General features: G+C 71.8%; 23 protein-coding genes. 11 read left to right on the forward strand and 12 right to left on the reverse strand.

The features are described 5' to 3' along the window. Nucleotides 1–4 precede the first annotated feature (4 nt). Nucleotides 5–1000 carry a deoxyribose-phosphate aldolase gene (deoC, locus tag ACZ59A_RS23700; RefSeq protein WP_470961429.1) on the reverse strand — a complete coding sequence of 332 codons (996 nt, stop codon included), beginning with the start codon at nt 998–1000 and terminating at the stop codon, nt 5–7. A 145-nt stretch (nt 1001–1145) separates the two neighbouring features. On the opposite strand from deoC, the gene ACZ59A_RS23705 reads away from it, so the two are divergent. Beyond that, the gene (locus ACZ59A_RS23705; protein ID WP_470961432.1) at nt 1146–1823 is read left to right on the forward strand and encodes a PH domain-containing protein; all 678 of its coding nucleotides are present in this window, start codon (nt 1146–1148) and stop codon (nt 1821–1823) included. An 8-nt stretch (nt 1824–1831) separates the two neighbouring features. On the opposite strand, the gene ACZ59A_RS23710 is transcribed toward ACZ59A_RS23705, so the two are convergent. The 4 genes from ACZ59A_RS23710 to ACZ59A_RS23725 all read right to left on the reverse strand — a co-directional run bounded on the left by ACZ59A_RS23710 (nt 1832) and on the right by ACZ59A_RS23725 (nt 6143). After that, complete coding sequence (locus tag ACZ59A_RS23710) at nt 1832–3523, reverse strand: phospho-sugar mutase (protein ID WP_470961435.1); 1692 nt, start codon at nt 3521–3523, stop codon at nt 1832–1834. A gap of 214 nt (nt 3524–3737) precedes the next feature. Beyond that, nucleotides 3738–4574: a purine-nucleoside phosphorylase gene (locus ACZ59A_RS23715; RefSeq protein ID WP_470961438.1), complete on the reverse strand. Its 837-nt coding sequence runs from the start codon at nt 4572–4574 to the stop codon at nt 3738–3740. Between the two features lie 75 nt (nt 4575–4649). Next, the gene (locus ACZ59A_RS23720; RefSeq protein WP_470961441.1) at nt 4650–5585 is read right to left on the reverse strand and encodes a hypothetical protein; all 936 of its coding nucleotides are present in this window, start codon (nt 5583–5585) and stop codon (nt 4650–4652) included. A 120-nt stretch (nt 5586–5705) separates the two neighbouring features. Then, nucleotides 5706–6143 (reverse strand): gamma-glutamylcyclotransferase family protein, encoded by a 438-nt coding sequence (locus ACZ59A_RS23725; protein WP_055547017.1) that lies wholly within the window; start codon nt 6141–6143, stop codon nt 5706–5708. A gap of 108 nt (nt 6144–6251) precedes the next feature. Between ACZ59A_RS23725 and ACZ59A_RS23730 the strand changes: the two genes are divergently transcribed. Together ACZ59A_RS23730 and ACZ59A_RS23735 are read left to right on the forward strand one after the other, a co-directional pair. Continuing rightward, entirely contained in the window at nt 6252–7757 is a 1506-nt protein-coding gene (locus tag ACZ59A_RS23730; protein ID WP_470961445.1) for an NAD(P)H-quinone dehydrogenase, read from the forward strand. 126 nt (nt 7758–7883) lie between these two features. Then, complete coding sequence (locus ACZ59A_RS23735; RefSeq protein WP_468056450.1) at nt 7884–8903, forward strand: DeoR/GlpR family DNA-binding transcription regulator; 1020 nt, start codon at nt 7884–7886, stop codon at nt 8901–8903. A gap of 32 nt (nt 8904–8935) precedes the next feature. On the opposite strand, the gene ACZ59A_RS23740 is transcribed toward ACZ59A_RS23735, so the two are convergent. Then, nucleotides 8936–9535, reverse strand: coding sequence for a TetR/AcrR family transcriptional regulator (locus ACZ59A_RS23740; RefSeq protein ID WP_470961449.1), 600 nt, complete (start codon nt 9533–9535; stop codon nt 8936–8938). A 145-nt stretch (nt 9536–9680) separates the two neighbouring features. On the opposite strand from ACZ59A_RS23740, the gene ACZ59A_RS23745 reads away from it, so the two are divergent. Next, nucleotides 9681–10856, forward strand: a complete 1176-nt coding sequence (locus ACZ59A_RS23745) for an alpha/beta hydrolase (RefSeq protein ID WP_470961452.1) — start codon at nt 9681–9683, stop codon at nt 10854–10856. A gap of 93 nt (nt 10857–10949) precedes the next feature. Here the strand turns inward: ACZ59A_RS23745 and ACZ59A_RS23750 are convergent, their stop codons facing one another. Next, a complete protein-coding gene (locus ACZ59A_RS23750) occupies nt 10950–12698 on the reverse strand; it encodes an acetyl/propionyl/methylcrotonyl-CoA carboxylase subunit alpha (protein WP_470961455.1) in 1749 nt (582 codons plus the stop codon). Nucleotides 12699–13052: 354 nt separating this feature from the next. Here ACZ59A_RS23750 and ACZ59A_RS23755 point away from each other — a divergent pair, with 354 nt between their 5' ends. Then, nucleotides 13053–13505 (forward strand): hypothetical protein, encoded by a 453-nt coding sequence (locus tag ACZ59A_RS23755; protein WP_470961458.1) that lies wholly within the window; start codon nt 13053–13055, stop codon nt 13503–13505. A 38-nt stretch (nt 13506–13543) separates the two neighbouring features. Here the strand turns inward: ACZ59A_RS23755 and ACZ59A_RS23760 are convergent, their stop codons facing one another. The 4 genes from ACZ59A_RS23760 to ACZ59A_RS23775 all read right to left on the reverse strand — a co-directional run bounded on the left by ACZ59A_RS23760 (nt 13544) and on the right by ACZ59A_RS23775 (nt 16334). Next, nucleotides 13544–14146, reverse strand: a complete 603-nt coding sequence (locus tag ACZ59A_RS23760) for a Maf family protein (RefSeq protein WP_470961461.1) — start codon at nt 14144–14146, stop codon at nt 13544–13546. Between the two features lie 76 nt (nt 14147–14222). Further along, entirely contained in the window at nt 14223–14354 is a 132-nt protein-coding gene (gene mmpB, locus ACZ59A_RS23765; RefSeq protein WP_398303652.1) for a morphogenic membrane protein MmpB, read from the reverse strand. Nucleotides 14355–14508: 154 nt separating this feature from the next. After that, entirely contained in the window at nt 14509–14715 is a 207-nt protein-coding gene (locus tag ACZ59A_RS23770) for an acyl-CoA carboxylase epsilon subunit (protein WP_470961465.1), read from the reverse strand. A 20-nt stretch (nt 14716–14735) separates the two neighbouring features. After that, on the reverse strand, nt 14736–16334 hold the full coding sequence (locus tag ACZ59A_RS23775) for an acyl-CoA carboxylase subunit beta (RefSeq protein ID WP_470961468.1): 1599 nt from the start codon (nt 16332–16334) through the stop codon (nt 14736–14738). Nucleotides 16335–16518: 184 nt separating this feature from the next. Between ACZ59A_RS23775 and ACZ59A_RS23780 the strand changes: the two genes are divergently transcribed. From ACZ59A_RS23780 to ACZ59A_RS23805, 6 genes are all read left to right on the forward strand, one after another. After that, nucleotides 16519–17406, forward strand: coding sequence for a biotin--[acetyl-CoA-carboxylase] ligase (locus ACZ59A_RS23780; RefSeq protein WP_470961471.1), 888 nt, complete (start codon nt 16519–16521; stop codon nt 17404–17406). 381 nt (nt 17407–17787) lie between these two features. After that, a complete protein-coding gene (locus ACZ59A_RS23785; RefSeq protein ID WP_470961832.1) occupies nt 17788–18876 on the forward strand; it encodes an adenylate/guanylate cyclase domain-containing protein in 1089 nt (362 codons plus the stop codon). A 126-nt stretch (nt 18877–19002) separates the two neighbouring features. Then, nucleotides 19003–20406, forward strand: a complete 1404-nt coding sequence (locus ACZ59A_RS23790; protein WP_470961474.1) for a cytochrome P450 family protein — start codon at nt 19003–19005, stop codon at nt 20404–20406. Nucleotides 20407–20451: 45 nt separating this feature from the next. Continuing rightward, complete coding sequence (locus ACZ59A_RS23795; protein WP_470961477.1) at nt 20452–21246, forward strand: enoyl-CoA hydratase/isomerase family protein; 795 nt, start codon at nt 20452–20454, stop codon at nt 21244–21246. Between the two features lie 205 nt (nt 21247–21451). Beyond that, nucleotides 21452–22549 carry a GGDEF domain-containing protein gene (locus ACZ59A_RS23800; protein WP_470961835.1) on the forward strand — a complete coding sequence of 366 codons (1098 nt, stop codon included), beginning with the start codon at nt 21452–21454 and terminating at the stop codon, nt 22547–22549. 41 nt (nt 22550–22590) lie between these two features. Further along, a complete protein-coding gene (locus tag ACZ59A_RS23805; protein WP_470961480.1) occupies nt 22591–23406 on the forward strand; it encodes an alpha/beta hydrolase in 816 nt (271 codons plus the stop codon). Here the strand turns inward: ACZ59A_RS23805 and ACZ59A_RS23810 are convergent. Continuing rightward, entirely contained in the window at nt 23403–24764 is a 1362-nt protein-coding gene (locus tag ACZ59A_RS23810; RefSeq protein ID WP_470961483.1) for an XRE family transcriptional regulator, read from the reverse strand. The two genes, ACZ59A_RS23805 and ACZ59A_RS23810, sit on opposite strands and share 4 nt — an antisense overlap. Nucleotides 24765–24879: the final 115 nt, after the last annotated feature.

Genomic DNA, 24879 nt, shown 5'->3' on the forward strand with positions numbered 1-24879 from the left:
CGTATCAGTCCACCGTCACGTAGTCGGGACCGGAGTACCGGCCGGTGCTCAGCTTCTGGCGCTGCATCAGCAGATCGTTCAGCAGACTCGACGCGCCGAAACGGAACCAGTCCGCGGACAGCCACTCCTCGCCCAGCGTCTCGTTGACCATCACCAGGTACTTGATGGCGTCCTTCGAGGTACGGATGCCGCCCGCGGGCTTCACCCCCACCTGCACCCCGGTCGCGGCGCGGAAGTCGCGGACCGCCTCCAGGAGGACGAGGGTGACCGGCGGCGTGGCGTTGACGGACACCTTGCCGGTCGACGTCTTGATGAAGTCGGCGCCCGCGAGCATCGCCAGCCAGGAGGCGCGGCGCACGTTGTCGTATGTCTGCAGCTCGCCGGTCTCGAAGATCACCTTCAGGTGTGCGGCGCTGCCGTCGGGGCGGGCGCAGGCTGCCTTGACCTCACGGATCTCCTCGAAGACGTCGAGGTAGCGGCCGGACAGGAACGCCCCGCGGTCGATCACCATGTCGATCTCGTCCGCGCCCGCGGCCACCGCGTCCCGGGTGTCGGCCAGCTTCACCGGCAGCGCGGCCCGGCCGGACGGGAACGCGGTCGCCACGGCCGCCACGTGGATGCCGCTGCCGCCCAGGGCCTCCTTGGCGGTCGCCACCATGTCGCCGTAGACGCAGATCGCCGCAACCTGGGGGACGGAGCGGTCGGTGGGGTCGGGGTGGATCCCCTTGGCGCACAGCGCCCGGACCTTGCCCGGGGTGTCCGCGCCCTCCAGGGTCGTCAGGTCGATCATCGAGATCGCCAGGTCGATGGCGTACGCCTTCGCCGTGGTCTTGATCGAGCGGGTGCCGAGGGTCGCGGCACGGGCCTGGAGGCCGACCGCGTCGACGCCCGGCAGGCCGTGCAGGAAGCGGCGCAGCGCGCTGTCGGAGGCGGTCACGTCCGCCATCGACGCCAGTCGCTCCGCGGCCTCTTTGCCGAATGCGGGAACTGTGGTGGGCATGGTCACCACCTGAGCATATCTACGCGCGTAGCGGTATGTCACCCCCCGGCCTGGGGCCGAACCGGACGGGAACGGCTCCGATCCGTATTCGTTCCGTGTTGATCCCGAGGCCCAACGCGCTCGGCCGTGCGGCACAATCGGCCGCATGACGAGCCCGGACGACCCCGCCGACCCCCCGCAGCCCGCCGAGGAGCCCGGGGAGCCCACTCCGTACGCCGACCGCGTCTACCGCTCCCCGGGCGGCATCGTGGGTGGCGTGCTGCTGCTCGGCATCGGCGGCTGGCTCGGCATCGACGCGATCCTGCGCGGCGAGGGCCGGACGCCGTGGCTGGCCCTGGCCGGGCTGCTGTTCGCGGTGCCGGTGGTGATCGCCTTCACCGTGCGCCCTGCGGTGTACGCGGGCGCGGACCGGCTGCTCGTACGCAACCCCTTCCGCACGATCACCCTGCCCTGGGGATCCGTCGACACCCTGCGGGCGGGCTACACCAGCGAGGTGCTGGCGGGCGACGCGACGTACCAGCTGTGGGCCGTCCCGGTCTCGCTGCGGCAGCGCAAGCGTGCCGCCCGGCAGCAGAACCGCGAGGCGGCGCCGGGGTCCTTCGGCCGCACGCCCGGCCGCGGCCCCGGCCGCGCCTCCGGCCAGGGCGCGACGGCGGACCGCCGCGCCCTGGCCGACCAGACGATCGGCGATCTGCGCGAACTGGCCGAGTCCCACGCGGACCGCGAGGGCGCGCAGGGCGAGCCCGAGGTGCGCTGGGCGTGCGAGGTCATCGCGCCGAGCCTGGCCGGGGCCGTGCTGCTGGTGATCATGCTGCTGATCTGAGGGGCGTCTCAGATCCCGGCCGCCGTCGAGAGGTCCTTCTTCAGGGCCGCCAGAACCGTTTCCGCCGTGCCGCGGGCCGGGGGCAGGTCCGCGGCGGCGGGGACGTCCACGACCACCTCCAGGTAGCACTTCAGCTTGGGCTCCGTGCCGCTCGGGCGGACGATCACGCGGGCCGAGCGGACGGTGTCCTTCCCGGCGAGCTGATAGCGCAGGCCGTCCGTCGGGGGCAGGGTCTCCGTCCCCCGGGTCAGGTCCTCGGCCGAGGTGATCTTCAGGCCCGCCAGTTCGGCCGGGGGCTGCTCGCGCAGGCGCCGCATCGCCGCGCCGATCAGGGACAGGTCCTCGACCCGTACGGACAACTGGTCCGCGGCGTGCAGACCGTGCGCGACGGCGATGTCGTCCAGCAGGTCGGCGAGGGTGCGCCCCTGCCCCTTCAGCTCCGACGCCAGCTCCGCCACCAGCAGCGCGGCCGTGATCCCGTCCTTGTCGCGCACGCCGTCCGGGTCCACGCAGTAGCCCAGCGCCTCCTCGTACGCGTAACGCAGACCGTCCACCCGGGCCAGCCACTTGAAGCCGGTCAGCGTCTCGGCGTACGGCAGGCCCGCGTCGGCCGCGATGCGGGACAGGAGCGACGAGGACACGATCGTCGTCGCGAAGGCCCCGCGGGCGCGCTGGTGGACCAGGCGCGTGGCCAGCAGCGCGCCGACCTCGTCGCCGCGCAGCATGCGCCAGCCGGTCTCCGTACCGGGCGCCGGTACGGCCACGGCGCAGCGGTCCGCGTCCGGGTCGTTGGCGATGACGAGGTCCGGCGCCGCCTCGCGGGCCGTCGCGAACGCCAGATCCATCGCCCCCGGCTCCTCCGGGTTGGGGAACGCCACCGTCGGGAACGCCGGGTCGGGGTCCGCCTGCTCGGGAACCACCGTGGGCGCCGGGAAGCCCGCCCGCGCGAAGGCCGCGGTCAGCGTCTCGCGGCCCACGCCGTGCAGGGGCGTGTAGACGACGCGGGCGTCACGCGGCGAGCCGGGGGTCAGCACGGCGTCGGTACGGGCCAGATACGCGTCGAGGATGCCGTCGTCCAGCGTCTCCCAGCCGGTGTCGGGGCGGCGTACGTCGTTCAGGCTGCCGATCGCCGCGATCTCGGCCGCGATCTCCGCGTCGGCGGGCGGGACGATCTGCGAGCCGTCGCCCAGATAGACCTTGTACCCGTTGTCGCGCGGCGGATTGTGGCTCGCCGTGACCTCGATCCCCGCGACGGCCCCCAGGTGGCGGATGGCGAACGCGAGCACCGGCGTCGGCAGCGGGCGCGGCAGAAGCGCGGCGCGGAAACCGGCGCCGGTCATGACGGCGGCCGTGTCGCGGGCGAAGTCCGCACTCTTGTAGCGGGCGTCGTAGCCGATGACGACGAGGCCGGCGGTGCCCTGCGGCTGCTTCGCGAGGTACGCGGCCAGGCCAGCGGCGGCACGGATCACGACGGTGCGGTTCATCCGCAGGGGGCCCGCGCCCAGTTCGCCGCGGAGGCCCGCGGTGCCGAACTGGAGCGTGCCGGAGAAGCGCTCGGCGAGCGTGCGGCGCGCCCCCTCGGGGCCGCCCCCGGTGTCCGCCTCGGCCGCGTCGAGCAGCGCGCGCAACTCGTCGCGGGTGTCGGGGTCGGGGTCCTCGGCCAGCCAGGTGCGGGCCTGGTCGATGAGGTCGGGCGCCATGCGGGGGCCTCCTGGGTGGGGGAGCGATGTGTGGTTGTGGGGTGGGGCGTTGCCGATGGGTGCGGGGCCTGCCGGTGCTCCGCACCGGCACCCGCCACCGGACCGTCCGCGCCCCGCCCACCCGAGGAGAGCCCGGGGGCCGGGGCAGGGCCCCGGCGGGGGCTTGGGCGCGGAGCCCCGGACCTCAGAGGCGGTCCAGGGCCTGGGCCAGACCTCAGAGGCGGTCCAGGACCTGGGCCAGCAGGGTGCCCATGCGGGTGGCCGAGTCGCGGCCCGCCTGGAGGACCTCTTCGTGGTTGAGGGGTTCGCCCGTCATGCCCGCGGCGAGGTTCGTGACCAGGGAGATGCCCAGGACCTCGGCGCCCGCCTCACGCGCCGCGATGGCTTCGAGGGTGGTGGACATGCCGACCAGGTCGGCCCCGATGGTGCGGGCCATGGTGATCTCGGCCGGGGTTTCGTAGTGGGGGCCGGGGAACTGGGCGTAGACGCCCTCTTCCAAGGTGGGGTCGACCTGCTGGCAGAGGGCCCGCAGCCGGGGCGAGTAGAGGTCGGTGAGATCGATGAAGTTGGCGCCGACGATGGGGGAGGCGGCGGTGAGGTTGATGTGGTCGCTGATCAGGACCGCCTGGCCGGGGCGCATGCCTTCGCGGAGGCCGCCGCAGCCGTTGGTGAGGATGATGGTCTTGCAGCCGGCGGCGACGGCGGTGCGCACGCCGTGGGCGACGGCGGCGACGCCGCGGCCCTCGTAGTAGTGGGTCCGGCCGAGGAAGACGAGGGCCCGCTTGTCGCCCAGCTTGTACGAGCGGATCGTGCCCGCGTGGCCCGCGACGGCGGGCGGCGGGAAGCCGGGCAGCTCGGTGACGGGGAACTCGTGCTCCGCGCTGCCGAGCGCGTCGGTGGCGGGTACCCAGCCGGAGCCCAGGACCAGGGCGACGTCGTGGGTCTCCGCGCCGGTCAGCTCGCGCAGGCGCGTGGCGGCGGCGTCGGCGGCGGCATGGGGGTCGGCGGGGTCGCCCTGGCTGTTCCTGGTAACAGATGCGTTCACGCGCACGAGGGTAGCCCCTTGTGGCCTACGCGCGTAGACGGCCTCCGTGGGTGGTGTTCGGATCGTTGTGAACCCGGCGCGCTACGACAGGGAGGCGAGGCGCTCGTAGGGCTGGGAGAACCGCTCCAGGGGGTCGCCGTCGGCGTTCCAGGGCCAGGGGGTCACCACGCCCGTGGTGGCGCGCAGGGCCATCGTGGCGTCGGCCATGCGGCCGGACCTGACCAGGGCGTAGGCCAGGACGTTGAGGTCCGCGAGGGCGGCGGCGTGGTGGAGGAAGCCGGGGCGGGTCCAGTCCTGGGTGGCCTGGTCGAGGACCGAGGCGACCTGCTCGCGCCGCCAGTACTCCCCGGAGCTGATCGCCTCCATGCCGCCGGTGGCCATGGCGCGCTGGTGGCCGCGGACGATCGAGGTCAGCTCCAGGGCGGCGGTGGGGGCGTCGGCGGGCATGCGGCCCCGGACCGAGTCGAGCAGGTCGAGGAGCTGTACGGCGGACCCGCACTCGTCGGGGGACAGATAGCCGAGGACCTGAAGGTGCGCCTCGCGGTTCCACGGGTCGCGGGCCATGACCTCCTGCCAGACCGCCGACAGCTCGCGGTGCGGTCGCCGCTCGCGGCGCAGCGTGGCCAGATGCACCACGTGCGGGGTGGGGTCGGCGGGAACCAGCTCGGCGGCGAGGCGGCAGGCGTCGCGGGCGTCGCTCAGGTCGGACTGGGCCTGGAGCAGGTCCGACCAGGCGTGCAGCAGCAGGGCTCCCTGGTCGCGGGGGTGGTGACGCCGCCAGATCCCGGGCAGTGCCCGCCCGGCGGCGGCGGCGAGTACGGAGAGGCGGTGGCCCTTGCGGTCCCAGTCTTCACCGGCGTCCTCGACCGCCCGGGAGACCTGGGCGATCACCGTGGTGTCGAGGTCGCCGCGGACCCAGCTCGTCTCAAGGCGTTGCCGGACCCGGCCGAGGGTGGTGTCGTCGAGTTCGGGGACCAGGCGAGGGCGGTTGCCCTTGCGGCGCCTGAAGACGGGCATATCGTCGGCTTTCGATGGTGGCGGGCGAGATCAACCCGCATCTTCACCCGGGCTCCACGGAGGAGAACAGGGGGACGACCGCATCGGCACGATGACTTCACCAGCCGCGCGCAAGCGGAGTCAGCAGGGACGCTTGCGCAGCTCCATGACGTAGTCGTGGGGCGCCCCGGCGGATTCGGCGGCGTCGGCGATCTCGCCGAGGTAGCGGGCGGAGGGCAGGCCGCCCTCGTAGCCGTTGAGGACGTACAGCCAGGCGGGTTCGTCGCCGTCCAGTGTGTGGACGCGGATCCGCATGCGGCGGTATATGTCCAGGCCGACGCCCTCCCAGCGGTCCATGGAGTCCTCGTCCATCGGGGCGATGTCGTAGAGGGCGACGAAGACCTGGGAGCGCGGGGCTTCGACGATGGTGGGAAGGGCGCCCTCCCAGCCCATCTGCTCCCCGCCGAAGGTCAGGCGCCAGCCGGTGATCCAGCCTGTGCCGCGCAGGGGTGAGTGCGGTGCGCGGCGGGACATCAGCCGCGCGTCGAGGTTGCCGGCGTACGCGGCGTAGAGCGACATGGATCAGAGGGTACGGGAGAGGGGTGGAAGCGCTCTTGGGGTGGCGGGTTCGTAGCGGAATGCGCACTCGAACCCCCGGGCGGAAGCCTAATGGGTGGGTACGGGACAATGGAGCATGTGACTCGGATCGTGATCATTGGTGGCGGACCCGGCGGCTACGAGGCGGCGCTGGTCGCCGCGCAGCTCGGCGCGGAGGTGACCGTCGTCGACTGCGACGGTCTGGGCGGGGCGTCGGTGCTGACCGACTGCGTGCCGTCGAAGACGTTGATCGCCACGGCTGAGGTGATGACGACGTTCGACTCTTCGTACGAGGAGTTGGGCATCATCGTCGCCGATGACACCCCTCCGCTGGAGCAGGCGGCCCGGGTGGTGGGCGTGGACCTGGGCAAGGTCAACCGGCGGGTGAAGCGGTTGGCGCTCGCGCAGTCCCACGACATCACGGCCTCCGTGACGCGCGCCGGCGCGCGGGTCGTACGGGGGCGCGGCCGGCTGGAGCCCGCGCAGGCGCCGGACGGATCGCGGAAGGTGATCGTCCGGGCGGCGGACGGCTCCGAGGAGACCCTGATCGCGGACGCGGTGCTGGTGTCGACCGGCGCGCACCCGCGGGAGATCCCGGACGCGCAGCCGGACGGCGAGCGCATCCTGAACTGGACGCAGGTGTACGACCTCGACGAGCTGCCCGAAGAGCTGATCGTGGTCGGATCCGGTGTCACGGGCGCCGAGTTCGCGGGCGCGTACCAGGCGCTGGGCTCCAAGGTCACGCTGGTCTCCAGCCGGGACCGGGTGCTGCCCGGCGAGGACTCGGACGCGGCGGCGGTGCTGGAGGACGTCTTCCGGCGGCGCGGCATGAACGTGATGTCCCGGTCGCGGGCAACGGCGGTGAAGAGGGTCCCCGGACCTGCATCGGCACAGGGACCCTCCTCGCCGAAGGCGGGCGAGGAGGGACGCGTGGGCGACCGGGTGGAGTGCACGCTCGCGGACGGGCGGGTCATCACCGGCAGCCACTGTCTGATGGCCGTGGGCTCGATTCCGAACACCGCGGACATGGGCCTGGAAGAGGCCGGGATCCGTACGAAGGAGTCCGGGCACATCCTGACCGACAAGGTGTCGCGCACCAGCGCGCCGGGCGTGTACGCGGCCGGTGACTGCACCGGGGTGTTCGCGCTGGCGTCGGTGGCGGCGATGCAGGGCCGGATCGCGATGTACCACTTCCTGGGGGACGCGGTCACGCCGCTGAACCTGAAGACGGTGTCGGCGAACGTCTTCACCGACCCCGAGATCGCCACGGTCGGCTACTCGCAGGCCGATGTGGACGGCGGCACGATCGACGCCCGGGTGGTGAAGCTGCCGCTGCTGCGCAACCCGCGGGCGAAGATGCAGGGCATCCGGGACGGCTTCGTGAAGATCTTCTGCCGTCCGGGCACCGGCATCGTGGTCGGCGGTGTGGTGGTCGCGCCGCGCGCGAGCGAGCTGATCCATCCGATCGCGCTCGCGGTCGACAACAACCTGACGGTGGAGCAGATCGCCAAGGCGTTCACCGTGTACCCGTCGCTGTCCGGCTCGATCGCCGAGGTGGCACGGCAGTTGCACACGCGCAAGTCGTCCGAAGGGTAGTCGGGACGGACTCCAGTGGCGTGAGGTGCGCCCCTTATAGCAGCTTGCGCCCGCGCAGATGAACAACTTCTGCTAATTAGTGCAAGCTGCTGAAAACAGACAGTCGTTGGCGTTACTGTCAGTTTCGTGTTCGCTGCAGAACGTCGCCAATTGATCCTTGAAATGGTGCGTGCGAACGGAGCGGTGTCGCTCCGTGAGCTCGCCCGCGTCGTCCAGACCTCCGAAGTGACCGTACGGCGTGATGTGCGGGCGCTGGAGGCAGAAGGACTGCTCGACCGCCGGCACGGCGGTGCGGTGCTGCCGGGCGGATTCACCAGGGAGTCCGGCTTCCCGCAGAAATCCCATCTAGCGACCGCGGAGAAGACGGCGATCGCCGATCTCGCGGCCGGTTTCGTCGAAGAGGGCGAGGCCGTCGTGGTCGGCGCCGGTACGACCACGCAGGAGCTGGCCCGCCGGCTCGCGCGGGTCCCCGGGCTGACCGTGGTCACCAATTCCCTGCTCGTCGCGCAGGCGTTGGCGCATGCCAACCGGGTCGAGGTCGTGATGACCGGCGGCACCCTGCGCGGCTCCAACTACGCGCTGGTCGGCAGCGGTGCCGAGCAGTCCCTCCAAGGGCTGCGGGTCTCGCGCGCCTTTCTGTCCGGCAGCGGGCTGACCGCCGAGCGCGGGCTGTCCACCTCCAACATGCTGTCGGCCAGCGTCGACCGGGCGCTGGTGCAGGCCGCGGCGGAGGTGGTGGTGCTCGCCGACCACACCAAGCTGGGCTCCGACACCATGTTCCAGACGGTGCCCACCGATGTGATCACGCGGCTGGTGACCGACGAGCCACCCGCCCAGGACGACCGTGCGCTGACCGAGTTGCAGGCCCTGGCCGATCAGGGCGTGCAGATCGCGGTGGCGGGGCCGGGCGCGGGATCCGGCCAGTCCGGTGGCGAGGGCGGCGGCCCGCCGGGCGCGGCGCGCCAGGCGGGACGGCTGGGCTCCTCGGCCCCGCGGACCGGTGAGGACGGGCTGCCACTGCCCGGGCCGCGCCGCAATCCGCACGGCCAGGGGCCCGGTTCCGCCCAGCTGCGCAGCGCGGCATCGCTGCCCGAGCAGCAGACGGGCAGTGGCCGGGTGGCGGATCTGGCGCCGCGGCGGCGCTGACCGGGCGGGCATCGCCGGGGACGGGGACCGGTTCAGTGCGCCTTGAGGCCGGTGAAGGTCAGGGCGAGCAGCCGGTCCGCCAGCTCCGGGTCGTCGGGCGACTGCTCGACGGCCAGCGCGATGGCGTTGGTCAGCTGCATCAGGTCGGCGATCACCACGTCCGGCCGTACGGCCCCGGCCTGCTGGGCGCGGGCGAGCAGTTCGCTGCCCGCCTCGCGCAGCGGCAGTCGGCAGCCGCGGGACAGCTCCGAGCTCTCGTCCCCCGAGCACGCCATCAGGGCCTGGGCGAGTCCGCGGTAGGTGCTCGCGTGCTGCACGATCGCCCGCAGCCAGTCGACCAGCGCGGTGCACGGCTGCGGCGCCTTCGCCAGCTCGCGGGAGCGCGTCAGCAGGGCGTTCATCTCGCCCTGGAAGACGGCTCCCATGAGCGCGGTGCGGTTGGGGAAGTGCCGGTAGAGCGTGCCGATGCCGACGCCCGCGCGGCGCGCGATGTCCTCCAGCGAGGCATCGGTGCCGTGCTCGGTGAAGGCGGCGCGCGCCTCGCCGAGCAGCCGCTCGTAGTTGCGGCGCGCGTCGGCGCGCATGGGGCGGGGGAGCGGTGGCGTATGCGCCGGGGCTGTCTCGGTCGCCATCGCGATCCTCCCTGCTGTGCCGTGCGGTGCCTGCCTGTACGTCAAGCATGCCATTGAGTGACATCGAGAGGACGGAGACCGTCGTCTCCGGCGCGCGAGGAGGGGGGAAACGGATGCGGATCAACGTCCGCGCCGGGCAACGCCCATGGGACTGACCAGCCAACCGCTGGAGTATGTGACGATCGCCACCGCCGTGGTGTGCGTCGCGCTCACGGCCTGGCTGTGGCCGCGCTTCGCCGGGCGGGGCGTACGGGCGTGGCTGGGCAGGCTCGGTTCGCTGGCGGTGACCCAGTGCGCGATGGTCGCCGCGCTGGCGCTCGCGGTCAACGCGCACTTCCAGTTCTACGGGTCCTGGGACGAGCTGCTGGGCCGGGGCGACGAGACCCCCGCCGCCCTCTCGGGCGGGCCCGGCGGCGAGGCGGCCCCGTCCGGTCCGTCCGGGGCCCTGGTGCAGCCCGCGCCGCCGCAGGGTCTGGACCGGGTGCACGGGCTGCCCGGCGGGCCGCCGGAGCGGACCGGCAAGGTCGAGTCGGTGCGGATCCTGGGCCGCCGCAGCCAGGTCGCGGGCCCCGCGTACGTGTTTCTGCCGCCGCAGTACTTCCAGCGCCAGTACGCCCGCCAGCGCTTCCCCGTCACCGTCGCGATCAGCGGCTACCCCGGCGGGTCCTTCCTGCTGGCCCAGCATCTGCGGGTGCCGCAGACCGCGGCGGACCTGATCCGCCGGGGGACGGTGCAGCCGACCGTGATCGTGATGGTCCGGCCCACCATCGCCCCGCCGCGGGACACCCAGTGCGTGGACGTCCCCGGCGGGCCGCGGGCCGAGACGTACTTCGCCGAGGACCTGCCCGAGGCGTTGGCGCGCCACTACCGGATCGGCCATGACCCCAGCGCCTGGGGTGTCATGGGCTACTCCTCGGGCGGCACCTGCGCGCTTCAGCTGGCCATGCGCCATCCGCGGGTCTACTCCGCGGCGGCCGCGCTGTCGCCCGACTACCGCGTGGTCAACGACCCCACCACCGGGGATCTGTTCGGTGGCGGCACGGCGGGCGACCGCCGCAGGAGGGAGCACGACCTGATGTGGCGGCTGCGGAACCTGCCGCGGCCCGAGGTGTCGGTGCTGGTGGCCTCCAGCCGCCGGGGCGAGCCGAATTACGGCGCGACCCGGTCGTTCCTGGCCGCCGTCCGGCCGCCGATGCGCGCCGAGTCGATCATCCTCGACCAGGGCAGCCACAACTTCCGCACCTGGCGGCGTGAACTGCCCACGGCGCTGCGCTGGATGAGCGGACAGCTGACCTTCCCGCAGGACGTGGTGCGCCGGTGAGAGGCCGCGGGCCCCGGCCGTCGGGAGGACAGCGCGCGGGCCCCGGCCGTCGGGAGGACGGCCGGGGCCCGGCTGCGCGCTACGGGGGCGGCGTCAGTCCTTGATCTCGCAGAGGACCGAGCCGGAGCTGACGGAGGCGCCGACCTCGGCGCTCAGGCCCTTGACGGTGCCCGCGCGGTGGGCGTTGAGGGGCTGTTCCATCTTCATGGCTTCGAGGACGACGATGAGGTCGCCTTCGGCCACGGTGTCGCCTTCGGCGACGGCGACCTTGACGATGGTGCCCTGCATCGGGGAGGCCAGGGCGTCGCCGGAGGCGGCGGAGCCGCCCTTCTTGACGGCCTTGCGCTTGGGCTTCTTCGACGCGGCGGCCGGGGCCGCGGCCATTCCGAGGGAGGCGGGCAGGGAGACTTCCAGCCGCTTGCCGCCGACCTCGACCACCACGGTCTCGCGCGCGCCGGTGTCCTCGTCCTCGTCGGTGGCGGCGGGGGCGTAGGGGGCGATGGTGTTGGTGAACTCGGTCTCGATCCAGCGGGTGTGGATCGTGAACGGGTCGCTGGTGAAGGCCGGATCGGCGACCACGGCGCGGTGGAAGGGGATGGCGGTGGCCATGCCCTCGACCTGGAACTCCGCCAGCGCGCGAGCCGCCCGCTGGAGGGCCTGGGTACGGGTGGCGCCGGTGATGATCAGCTTGGCCAGCAGCGAGTCCCACGCCGGACCGATCACCGATCCCGACTCCACGCCTGCGTCCAGCCGGACGCCGGGGCCGGTCGGCGGGTCGAAGGTGGTGACGGTGCCGGGGGCGGGGAGGAAGTTGCGGCCCGGGTCCTCGCCGTTGATGCGGAACTCGAAGGAGTGGCCGCGGATCTGCGGGTCGTCGTAGCCCAGGGCCTCGCCGTCGGCGATACGGAACATCTCGCGGACGAGGTCGATACCGGTGACCTCTTCGGTGACCGGGTGCTCGACCTGGAGGCGGGTGTTGACCTCGAGGAACGAGATCGTGCCGTCGAGGCCGACGAGGAACTCGACGGTGCCCGCGCCGACGTATCCGGCCTCTTTCAGGATGGCTTTCGAGGCGCGGTACAGGTCGGCGTTCTGCTCGTCGGTCAGGAACGGCGCGGGCGCCTCTTCGACGAGCTTCTGGTGGCGTCGCTGGAGGGAGCAGTCGCGGGTGGAGACGACGACCACGTTGCCGTGGGTGTCGGCCAGGCACTGGGTCTCCACATGCCGCGGCTTGTCGAGGTAGCGCTCGACGAAGCACTCGCCGCGGCCGAAGGCGGCGACCGCCTCGCGGACGGCGGAGTCGTACAGCTCGGGGACTTCCTCCATCGTGCGCGCGACCTTCAGACCGCGTCCGCCGCCGCCGAAGGCGGCCTTGATCGCGATCGGCAGCCCGTGCTCCTGCGCGAAGGCCACGACCTCGTCCGAGCCGCTCACGGGGTCGGGGGTGCCCGCGACGAGCGGGGCGCCGGCGCGCTGGGCGATGTGGCGGGCGGCGACCTTGTCACCGAGGTCGCGGATGGCCTGCGGGGGCGGGCCGATCCAGGTCAGCCCGGCGTCGAGGACGGCCTGGGCGAATTCGGCGTTCTCCGAGAGGAAGCCGTAGCCGGGGTGGACGGCGTCCGCGCCGGACTCGGCTGCCGCGGCCAGGACCTTGGCCTGGTCCAGATAGCTGGCCGCCGGGGTGTCACCGCCCAGCGCATAGGCCTCGTCCGCCGCGCGCACATGAACGGCGTCCCGGTCCGGATCGGCGTAGACGGCTACGCTCGCGATCCCGGCATCCCGGCAGGCACGGGCAACACGGACAGCGATCTCGCCACGGTTGGCGATGAGCACCTTGCGCACGATGGCTCCCTCCTTGAAACAAGCCGAGTTTAGGTACAGGTGACACCCCACGCCGAGAAGCACTCGGGCGTGAGCTTGACCACACGGAGCGTTAACCCTGCCCAGGGCAGGCAGCCGAATCCCCCGTCGCTCCACGGTACGCCCGGTTTTCGGGCCCGGGGCGGAGTCCGTGGTGTGGGCAGGATCTCCGCCCCGCCGTGCAGGGGAGCTTCACGTTTCTTTGTGGGATCCCTACGAACGAAGGGCGGAAACTTTGCCGCACGGTCCTGCTCGGACTAGGGCCTCGCACACCCCTTGTGGGGCGGCTTACCCGTTAGTAGCGTTCGTGATGTCGAACGGAAGAGGGTGGGCGGGGTGGCACGCAGACCAGTGGCCGCGGTGGCGGCCGTGACGCTGATGCTGGAAGCGGTCGGCATAGCGCTGCTGAACTGGATCCTGGGCCTGGTCGTGGACCGGCAGCAGATGTCCCTGGGCGGCCTGGACACCGACGCGATGTCCGTGGGGACTTGGGTCGGCGGCGCCCTCTTCGGTGTCTATCTGCTGCTGTGCGGCGTCGTGCTGCTCCGCATGGCGCTGCGCGACCGCGCGCCCGGCCGGCTCGGCCGCATCCTGCTCCTCACCTGCGCGGTGACGCACGGCGTGGTGGGCGCGTTCTCGGTCGGCCTGGTGGGCTGGCCCGCGTTCGCGTTTCTGATGGTGGTGCTGGGGCTGGTGGTGCTCAGCCTGCTGGCGTACGAGCCGGAGGCCGCGGACCGGGGCGGGGCCGCCAAGGCCGAGGGCGGCCAGGACGCCCCCAGCCCCGCCTGAGGCGCTTTCAGGCATCACGCCCAGAGGTCGGTGAGACCTCAGGCCCAGAGGTCGGTGATGCCCACGCCCAGCTCGGCCAGCAGCGTGCGCAGCATCGGCAGCGACAGTCCGATCACATTGCCCGCGTCGCCCTCGATGCCCTCGATGAACGGCGCCGACCGCCCGTCGAGCGTGAACGCGCCCGCCACATGCAGCGGTTCGCCGCTCGCCACGTACGCGGCGACCTCGGCGTCGGTCGGCTCGCCGAAGTGGACCGTGGTGGAGGCGGTGGCCGAGGTGCGGCGGCCGCTCGCGGTGTCGATCACGCAGTGCCCGGTGCGCAGGATGCCCGCCCGGCCGCGCATCGACTTCCAGCGGGCGGTGGCCTCCTCGGCGTCCGCGGGCTTGCCGAGCGCCTGCCCGTCCAGCTCCAGCACCGAGTCGCAGCCGACGACGATCGCCCCGTCGGCCTCCGCGAGACCGGCCACGGCCGCCGCCTTGGCCTCCGCCAGCACCCGCGCCAGCGCGGCGGGCGTCTCGGCGCTCAGCGCGTCCTCGTCCACTCCGCTGACGATCACCTCCGGCGCGAATCCGGACTGCCGCAGCAGTCCGAGGCGGGCGGGGGAGGCGGAGGCGAGGATCAGGGTGCGCTGGGCAGTCATGCGCACCAGGGTAGGCGGGCGGCGTGCCGGGTGTCAGGGCTCGGGCGTGGTGCGGAGGGCGGACCGGGGCCGCCCGTCAGGGGTGCAGCGTGAGGAGACAGGTGGCGATCATGATGGCGATCGCCAGGACGGCTCGGACGCGGCGGAGCATCGCCTGAGCGCGCCGTAGATCTTCTGGCGGCTCATCGGGCGGCTCGGACCACAGCATGCGACCGATAGTGCGTCCGGACGGTCGTGTGGCGCCTGAGTACGCGTACTCAGGCGCCACAGCGCGGAAGAACTATTTCCGGGTAGAGCCGTTATGTCGGATCCGGCCGGATCAGTAGGTACGTCGGATAAGTAGGCACGCCGGACCAGGCGGATCAGGCGGGCCAGTACGTCGTGCGCCACGCCTTGGGGCCGGGCTGCGGGACGCGGTGGCTCGGGATGGTGCGGGCCGGATCGGACCACTCCTCCGGTACGCCCTCGCCCTGCGCGACGGCCGCCGCGGCCGCCGCGCGTGCTTGTACGACCGCCAGTGCGGCTGCCAACTCCTCTGGGGTGGGATTGCCCCGGACGATTCGGATCATGGAAACAGCCCTTCCTGAACCTAGAGCGGGATGTTGCCGTGCTTCTTCGGGGGCAGTTGCTCGCGCTTGTTCCGCAGGGTGCGCAGCCCCCGAACGATGTGGCGGCGGGTCTCGGACGGCATGATGACCGCGTCGACGTAGCCGCGCTCGGCCGCCGTGTACGGGTTGAGCAGGGTGTCCTCGTAGTCCGCGATCAGTTCGGAGCGGGTCGCCTCGGGGTCGTCGGCGGCCGCGATCGTACGGCGGTGCAGGATGTTGACCGCGCCCTGGGCGCCCATGACGGCGATCTGCGCGGTGGGCCAGGCCAGGTTGAGGTCGGCACCCAGGTGCTTGGAGCCCATCACGTCGTACGCGCCGCCGAAAGCCTTGCGGGTGATGACGGTGATGAGCGGGACGGTGGCCTCCGCGTACGCGAAGATCAGCTTGGCGCCGCGCCGGATGATGCCGTTGTACTCCTGGTCGGTGCCGGGCAGGAAGCCGGGCACGTCCACGAAGGTCAGCACGGGCACGTTGAACGCGTCGCAGGTGCGGACGAAGCGCGCGGCCTTCTCCGAGGCGTCGATGTCCAGGCATCCGGCCAACTGCATCGGCTGGTTGGCCACGATGCCCACCGGGTGGCCCTCGACCCGTCCGAAACCGGTGATGATGTTGGGCGCGAAGAGCGTCTGGGTCTCCAGGAACTCGCCGTCGTCCAGGACGTGCTCGATGGCCCGGTGCATGTCGTACGGCTGGTTCGCCGAGTCCGGGATGAGGACGTCCAGCTCCCGGTCCTCGTCCGAGGTCTCCAGGTCGGCCTCGTCGGGGAAGGCGGGCGGCTCGGAGAGGTTGTTGGACGGCAGGTACGACAGCAGCGTCTTGACGTACTCGATGGCGTCCTTCTCGTCGCCGCCCATGTGGTGGGCGACACCGGAGGTGGTGTTGTGGGTGCGGGCGCCGCCCAGCGCCTCGAAGCCGACGTCCTCACCGGTGACCGTCTTGATCACATCCGGTCCGGTGATGAACATGTGCGACGTCTGGTCGACCATGACCGTGAAGTCGGTGATCGCGGGCGAGTAGACCGCGCCGCCCGCGCACGGCCCGACGATCAGGCTGATCTGCGGGATCACCCCGGATGCGTGAACGTTACGGCGGAAGATCTCGGCGAACAGGCCGAGCGCCACCACGCCCTCCTGGATCCGGGCGCCGCCGCCGTCGTTGATCCCGACGATGGGGCAGCCGGTCTTCAGCGCGAAGTCCATCACCTTCACGATTTTCTCTCCGTAGACCTCGCCCAGCGAGCCGCCGAAGATCGTGAAGTCCTGGGAGTAGACGCACACCGGGCGCCCGTCGACCGTGCCGTATCCGGTCACGACGCCGTCCCCGTAGGGCCGGTTCTTCTCGATGCCGAAGTTGGTGGAGCGGTGCCGGGCGAACTCGTCCAGCTCGGTGAAGGACCCCTCGTCGAGGAGCAGGTCGATGCGCTCGCGCGCGGTCAGCTTGCCCTTGGCGTGCTGCTTCTCGACCGCCCGCGCGGAGCCCGCGTGTGTCGCTTCTTCGATGCGGCGCTGCAGATCCGCGAGCTTCCCCGCGGTGGTGTGACGATCTGGGATCTCGGGGGCAATCTCCGGCTGCTCGGACATCGGGATGCGGCTCCTGCTCGTCCTGGGGGTGAGGGTCATGACGCTGGGGGCGGGGCGATACCGGTTGCGTGGACGGGGTTGGCGGGGGTTTGTGCTGACTGGGCTACCGGTCCGTAGCGTATCGGCGGGATCGCCGGGTGGCACTGCGTCGTTGGCCACACCTCCTGGTCCTAGGCTGGCCCGTATGACGCCATCTGACACCCCCGGGGGCCCAGGAGATCCGCGCGGCCGCTGGACGGACCTGGAACGGCCGCCGCTGAACACGGCCGCCCTGCGCCGCGCCCTGGTGCGCCCCGGCGGGCTGTGGACGGAGCTGGAGGTGGTGCAGGCGACCGGCTCGACCAACACCGACCTGGTGGCCCGGGCCGGGGCCGGAGCCCCGGAGGGCGTCGTCCTCGTCGCCGAGGAGCAGAACGCCGGGCGCGGCCGCCTGGACCGCACCTGGACCGCCCCGGCCCGGTCCGGGCTGTTCTTCTCCATTCTGCTGCGGCCCGGCGCGGCCGGCGTCCCCACGGTCCGCTGGGGCTGGCTGCCGCTGCTCGCCGGGGTGGCGAGCGCCGGGGCGCTGAGCCGGGCGGCGGGCGTGGACACCGCGCTGAAGTGGCCGAACGACCTGCTGGTGACGGTCGGCGGCGAGGAGCGGAAGTTCGGCGGCATCCTCGCCGAACGGGCCGACGAGGCCGTGGTGATCGGTGTCGGCCTGAACGTTTCCCTGCATGCCGGTGAACTCCCGGTGCCGACGGCGGGCTCGCTGGCCCTCGCCGATGCGATCTCCACCGACCGGGACCCGCTGCTGCGGGCCGTGCTGCGGTCCATCGAGCAGTGGTACGGGGAGTGGTGCCGCGTCGAGGGCGACCCCGCGGCCTGCGGGCTGCAGGAGGCGTACGCGGCGGGCTGTGCGACCTTGGGACGACGGGTCCGCGCGGAACTTCCGGGCGGCGGGGCGACCGTCGGCGAGGCGGTCGCGATCGACGGCGACGGACGGCTCGTGCTGGCCTCGGACGCCGGGATGCAGGAGCCGGTCTCGGCCGGTGACATCGTGCACCTGCGTCCCGCGTCGCCGGAGGAGTGAGCGACGGGACTGGAGAGTGAGCTAGGGCACACCTGACGTATCGTGGTGGCGGTCCGTCCAGTTCGGGGCGGCCGCGGGCCGAACCGGAAGAAGGAACGTAAGGGCAGTGCGCAGGGATCGGACAGGGGGCGGGCGGTGACCGCCGACGACGCGGGTTCCGGCACGGCCGACGGACGCGGTGTGCGGGACGATGCCGTGGACGCCGCCGCCGGACGGGATGTTGCCGGGCAGGAAGCCGCCATACGGGACGCCGCCGACGACACCGGCCACGCCGACGGCCCCGCCGCCACGGAGAACGGCGCGGTCACGGAGAACGCCGCGGCCACGGAGAACGGCGCCGCCGCCACGGAGGACGGCGCGAAGTACAGCATCGAGGTCGGCATCGAGGACGAGACCGAGTACGGCATCGAGGACGACGCCGATGCCCCGGACCCCATCGCGCTCCGGCTGGAGCAGCTGATCCTCGGCGCCGAGCGGCGCTACACCCCCTTCCAGGCGGCCCGCAGCGCGGGCGTCTCCGTCGAGCTGGCCACCCGCTTCTGGCGGGCCATGGGCTTCGCCGACATCGGCCAGGCCAAGGCGCTCACCGAGGCGGACGTGCTGGCGCTGCGCCGGTTGTCCGGTCTGGTCGAGGCGGGGCTGCTGAGCGAGCCCATGGCGATCCAGGTGGCCCGGTCCACCGGGCAGACCACCGCACGGCTCGCCGACTGGCAGATCGACTCCTTCCTGGAGGGGCTCACCGAACCCCAGGAGTCCGGGATGACCCGGACCGAGATCACCTATCCGCTGGTCGAGCTGTTGCTGCCGGAGCTGGAAGAGTTCCTGGTGTACGTCTACCGGCGGCAGCTCGCCGCCGCGACCGGCCGGGTGGTGCAGGCGGCGGACGACGCGGAGATGGTGGACCGGCGGCTCGCGGTCGGCTTCGCCGACCTGGTGAGCTTCACCCGGCTGACCCGGCGGCTGGAGGAAGAGGAGCTGGGCGAGCTGGTCGAGGCGTTCGAGACCACGGCCGCCGACCTGGTGGCTGCGCACGGCGGACGGCTGATCAAGACGCTGGGCGACGAGGTGCTGTACGCGGCCGACGACGCGGGCATCGCCGCCGAGATCGGGCTGCGGCTGATCGAGACCCTGACCCACGACGAGACGATGCCCGAGCTGCGCGTCGGGATCGCCTTCGGCACGGTCACGACCCGCATGGGCGACGTCTTCGGTACGACGGTGAACCTGGCGAGCCGACTGACCTCCATAGCCCCCAAGAACGCGGTCCTGGTGGACGGCGCGTTCGCGGAGGAGCTGAGCCACACCGGGGAGGCCCCGGTGTCGGAGGCGGAGGCCGCGGAGGCGGCCGCCAAGGCCGAGAAGGAGGGCGAGGAGCCGCCCTCGTACCGCTTCGCGCTCCAGCCGATGTGGCAGCGGCCGGTGCGTGGCCTCGGGGTCGTGGAGCCGTGGCTGCTGAGCCGCCGGAGCTGAGCCGCCGGAGCTGAGCGGCCGGAGCTGAGCCGCCGGAGCTGACTCGCCAGCGCGGCGAATTGACGAATATCACCAATCACCGAAGTCGGCACGGAGCGGAAAACCGTTCCGCTAGCGTACGTCGGCATGATCGACGATCCGGCCGGAACGGGCGCGGCTGAGCCGCTGTATACGCCCGAGTTCGCCAGGGACCCGTCCGCCGTCTACCAGCGACTGCGCGAGACGTACGGCCCGCTGGCGCCCGTGGAGCTGGACCCGGGCGTCACCGCGACCCTGTGCGTCGGCTACGACACCGCGCTGGAGATCCTGCGCCGCCCCGAGACGTTCTCCAAGGACCCGCGGCGCTGGCGGGCGAAGAACGAGGGCCGGGTCCCCGACACCAGCCACGCCGGGCAGCTCATCCGCTACCGGCCGCAGCCCACCGCGGTCGACGGCGAGGAGCACAAGCGCTACCGCAGCGCCATCGACGACTCCACCAGCCGCATCGACCCGGGCGCGCTGCGCGGCTACGTCGAGCAGATCGCCGACTCCCTCATCGACCAGTTCTGCGACGCGGGCGAGGCCGACCTCATCGGCGAGTACTGCGCGCTGCTGCCGCTGCTCGTCCTCGGCGAACTCTTCGGCTGCCCGCGCGAGATCGCGGACCGGCTCTTCACCGGGCTCGCGCACCTCTTCGACGGTACGGACGTGGCGGAAGCCGACCGTACGATCACCGCGTCGCTCCAGGAACTCGTCTCCCTCAAGCGCGCCCGGCCCGCCGCCGACGTCACCTCCTGGCTGATCGCCCACCCCGAGCGGCTCGCCGACCACGAACTCGTCGAGCAGCTGATGCTGCTGACCGCCTCCGGCAGCGACCCGGTGATCAACCTCATCGGCAACGCCCTGCGGGTGCTGATGACCGACGACGGCCTTGCGGGCGGCCTCTCCGGCGGCAGCATGCTCGTCGAAGACGCCCTGGACGAGGTGCTGTGGACGGACCCGCCGCTGGCCAACCTCGCGGTCCACTTCCCGCGCCACGACGTCACCCTGGCCGGGGTGCGGCTGCGCGAGGGCGAGCCCGTCGTGATCAGCTTCGCCGCCGCCAACCAGGACGCGCTGCGGAGCTCCGACCGCAATCGCGGCAACCGCGGCCACCTGGCCTTCAGCGCCGGTCCCCATATGTGCCCCGGCCGCGGCTCGGCCCGCCTCATCGCCTCCGTGGCGATGGAAAAGCTGCTGGACCGACTGCCGGACGTGGAACTCGCGGGCCCCGAGGAGGCCCTGCGCTGGCGCCCGGGCATCTACCAGCGCGGCCTGGTCTCCCTCCCGGTCCGCTTCCCGCCCACGCCGCGCGACCCCGACCCGCCGCAGCCGCAGCCGCGGCCGGAGGCTTCGGGCGAGGGCGTGGCCGCGGATCCCGCCCCGGCCCCGGCCCCGGTCCCGTCCTGGGCCCTGGACTCCGCCGAGGAGGCCGAAGCGGACGACGCGGCCGCCCCGCGCCCCCGGCCGTCGATGTTCGCCGCCCTGATGCGGTGGCGGCGGCGCCGGTAACGTGTCCCGGGCAAGGTTCACGGTCGTTAACCGGGAGGGTGCGAGATGGGTGAGCAGCGGTACGGGGAGTGGGTCGCGGTCCGGCGGGACGGCTTCGTGGCCGAGCTGGTGCTGGACCGGCCGAAGGCCATGAACGCGGTGTCCTCCGAGATGGCCCGGAGTATCGCGGCGGCGTGCGCGGCGCTCGCGGACGACGCCTCGGTGCGGGCCGTCGTGCTCACCTCCACCCATGAGCGGGCCTTCTGCGTCGGCGCGGACCTCAAGGAGCGCAACTCCTTCTCCGACGCCGAGATGCTGCGCCACCGCCCGGTCTCCCGCGCCGCCTACCGAGGCGTGCTGGACCTGCCCGTACCCGCCATCGCCGCCGTGCACGGCTTCGCCCTCGGCGGCGGCTACGAGCTGGCCCTGTCCTGCGATGTGATCGTCGCCGACCGCACGGCCGTGGTGGGGCTGCCCGAGGTGTCCGTCGGCGTGATCCCGGGCGGCGGCGGTACGCAGCTGCTGCCCCGTCGCGTTGGGGCGGCGCGCGCCGCCGAGCTGATCTTCTCCGCCCGCCGGGTGCCCGCCGAGGAGGCCCACGCGCTGCGGATGGTGGACGAACTGGTCGCGCCGGGCGAGGACCGTACGGCCGCGCTGGAGCTGGCCGGGCGCATCGCCGCGAACTCGCCCGTCGGCCTGCGCGCCGCCAAGCGGGCCCTGCGGCTCGGGCACGGCCTCGACCTCCCGGCCGGGCTGGAGGTCGAGGACGCGGGGTGGCGGACGATCGCCTTCTCCGCGGACCGCGCCGAGGGCGTCGCGGCGTTCAACGAGAAGCGCAAGCCGGAGTGGCCCGGCGAGTGAGGGCCGCCCCTTCGGCCAATACCGGCGGTGAACGGCCTAAAGCGGATTGTCCTCGACATTCTTACTCTTGAGTGCAGAGCGGACGCGCGCGCTCCCGGTGGGTGCGTGCGGTGAGGAATGCGAGGCCGACGTGAGCGACAACGGGGACGACGGGGGACGAGGGGTCGACCGGCGGATGCGGGCGGTGGTGGGGCTCGCGCAGGCGATGGCCGCGGCGCCCGCCCCGCGCGAGGCGGTGGGCGCCGCCGCCGAGAGCGCGCGCCGCGCGCTGGACGGCACCTTCGCGGCGGTTTCGGTATGGGAGCGGGAGCGGGGCCGGTTGCGGGTCCTGGCGAACGTCGGCGAGCTGATGCCGGGGGAGGAGCCGGTGCCGGACGACGAGTCGTATCCGGTGCACGACTTCCCTGAGATCGCCGAGTTTCTGCACGAGCGCTGGGCCGCGGGCGGCGAGCCGCACGCGTGGGTGGAGACCGCGGAGGGCACCGGGCCGGGCCCGGCCTCGTACTGCCATCAGCGCGTGGCCGCCCTGCGGCGGCGCGGCCGCGGCTCCTGCGTGGTCGCCCCGCTGGTGCTGCACGGGCGGGCGTGGGGCGAGCTGTACGTGGCCCGGGCGGCCGGGAGCCCGGTGTTCGACCGGGGCGACGCCGACTTCGCGACCGTCCTGGCCTCGGTGGCGGCCGCCGGGCTCGCCCAGACGGAGCGCCTGGAGGAGGCCCGCCGCCTGGCCTTCTCCGACCCCCTGACCGGGCTGGGCAACCGCCGTGCGGTGGACATACGGCTGGACGAGGCGCTGGAGGCGTACCGCGAGCACGGCACGGTGGTGACCCTGGTGGTGTGCGACCTGAACGGCCTCAAGCGGGTCAACGACACCCTGGGGCATGCGGTGGGAGACCGCCTGCTGGAACGTTTCGGCACGGTGCTGTCCCTGTGCGGGGCGATGCTGCCGGGGGCCTTGGTGGCGCGGCTGGGCGGCGACGAGTTCTGCCTGCTGGGGGTCGGGCCCCCGGCGGACGAGGTGGTGCGGGTGGCCGACGAACTGTGCCGCCGCGCCGCGGAGCTGGAGATGGGCGAGGGCGTCGCCTGCGGCATCGCCTCCACCGGCGACCCGATCGGCCCCGTGCCGTCGGCCCGCCGCCTGTTCCGCCTGGCGGACGCGGCCCAGTACCGCGCGAAGGCCGCGCGCTCGCTCAAGCCGGTCGTCGCGGGCCGCGAGGGCGGCCCGGACGACCCGGTGATCCGCCTGGCCGACACCCCCGCGGACCGCCCCCGAGAACGCCGCCGCTTCCGAGGCCGCCGCCCGTAGGTGCCGTTTGTTCGCCGACGCCTCAGCGCTACGCTCGCGTCATGCCTACGTCTCACAGCGTGATGCTTCGGACGCTCGATGGCCTCCACCTGGCGGGCACGCTCGTGCACCCCGATGCGCCGGGTTCGCGCGGTGTCGTGCTGGTGCACGGCGGGGGTGTGACCCGCGAAGAGGGCGGGTTTTTCACGCGCCTTGCCGACGGACTGGCTGAAGGCGGTGTGGCATCTTTGCGCTTCGACCTGCGCGGCCATGGTGAAAGCGAAGGTCGGCAGGAAGAGCTGACCCTGGCCTCGATCCTCAATGACATTCGTTCAGCTATCGCCTTCATTCGTGAAGCCGCGAGTGTCCAGGACGTCACGTTGTTGGGCGCCAGCTTTGGTGGCGGTATCTGTGCGTACTATGCCGCCAAGCGCTCGTCAGACCTTTCACGGCTGGTATTGTTCAATCCGCAGCTGGACTATAAATGGCGCACCATCGATACTCGGTCCTATTGGGTCGATGATTCGATCAGCGAGGAAGCTGCGCAGCGGCTGTCCGACGACGGGTTCATTCAATTTACGCCTACGTTGAGGCATGGGCGGCCTCTGCTCAATGAGGTCTTCTGGCTGCATTCCCATGAAGTACTCGGCGAGGTGCAGGCCCCCACGTTGATGGTGCATGGCACCGAAGACACATTCGTTCCCGTTGGATTATCGCGAGCTGCTGTGCAGAAGTTCGGTGGCGCCTGTGAACTCATCGAGATCGAGGGATCGCAGCATGGTTTCGCTGTACACGACGACCCGCAGTACCTGAACCCTCAAAGTCAGGAATGGCAGGCGTTTGTCATCCGTTCCGTAACCGACTGGGTGACCGGTTAGGCTGCGCGGAGCGTTTCGCGGAATTCCTGGACCGCAGGCCGACTGCGCCAACGGCTGAGCGTCTGCAGCGCTTCACCAAGTACCCGCATGGTGCGGGCCGACTTCATCGCTCGGGCGACTTCGGCGGAGGCAGTGCCGATCCTGGCCGCCTCGTCAGGCTCGCCGCCCAGGGCCGGCGCCGCAGATCGCCGGGCATTGAAGAAGCCAGCATCACGGTGTGAGAGCTTACCGGTCGAAATGATGTCGCCGAACAGAGCGGCGGCGGCGCGCGGCTTTCCCGCCTCGGTGTATGTTACGGCGTTCCTGAGCAGCAACGTATGCTCGCTGAAATACGCGCCAAGGCCGTTCGGTTCACTGTCGGCGCGCGTCAGTAATTCGTGGGCAGTGTCGAGTTTCTGCTCGATCAGCGAGATCGGCTCGCCGAGCATGGCGCACCCCAGTGCTTCCTGTTGCAGCAACTCTGCTTGCACCCGAGTGGGGAGCTGCCACCGCTCATGCTGGCCCGCCTGGGCCAGCGTCAGCATACGCACGCCGTCCCCATCGTCGTACGCCATCTGGGATTTCTTGAGCAGCATATACCCCTGCATGGCGGGGTCATCGGCTTCTTGTGCCCATTCCATCGCCCGGTCGTACCAGAAAAGAGCGACAGTCGGTTGATGGATATCCCGGTACAGCCATCCAGCGAATTCCGCCCCGTCGGCGCCGACCGACAGCATCTCTCGCCGGACGGCGGGTTTCACATTCCGGGCTTGCTGCTCAATGGTGCCCAGTAGGGCCAGCATCACCGGCAGGGTCTGTTGCGCGCCGAGTCGGCCGTCGTCGCGCTTGGCTGTTTCAAGTCGACTGCGAAAGTAGTCGACTACCGTCCCGTCGAAATAGCGGTGAGCGTCATCCAGGGCGGCGGCTGTGTGTGAGAACTCTTCAAGGCCCGCCCCTGTCAGAGCGGTGGCGACAAATCCGCCTTTGAGGAGGGTGCGCCGGTTGAGGGGGCTCATCATCTCGTCTTCCGTGGGCGGTGCGCTGCTGGTTTCGTCAACGCCTTCCGGGTGGCTTTCCCATGGCCGTCTCGGCAGATCGAGCATTGCGCCGGGGATGCCGAAGGCATCGGCAATGCGTTCGATTACCGCCTGTCCTCGGATCCGCCGCACGCCTCGAATCACGTCACTGACCCGGGAACTCGTCATCTTGCCGACAGCGGCTGCGATGTCCGCATGGCTCGATCCGGTGCGCCGATTGACGAGACGGAAGACTTCCTGAAAGTCCCGGGTGGCACAGGCGCGCCGCATGGCATCGCTCTGCAGCAGCGTCTCGGGGATCGTCAGTGGACAGTCGCCGCGTCGGGTCTCGAGTTCGTCCATGGGCCACCTAGCAGGGGCGGAAGTGATGTGCACCAGCGTAGCCCCGTGGCCCGAACGGGGTTGGCCGGAAAGGTCATAACGGGGTTCCCCAAATGGGGTTGCGGGGATCCCCGTT

The organism is Streptomyces sp. NPDC040405, assembly GCF_055595765.1.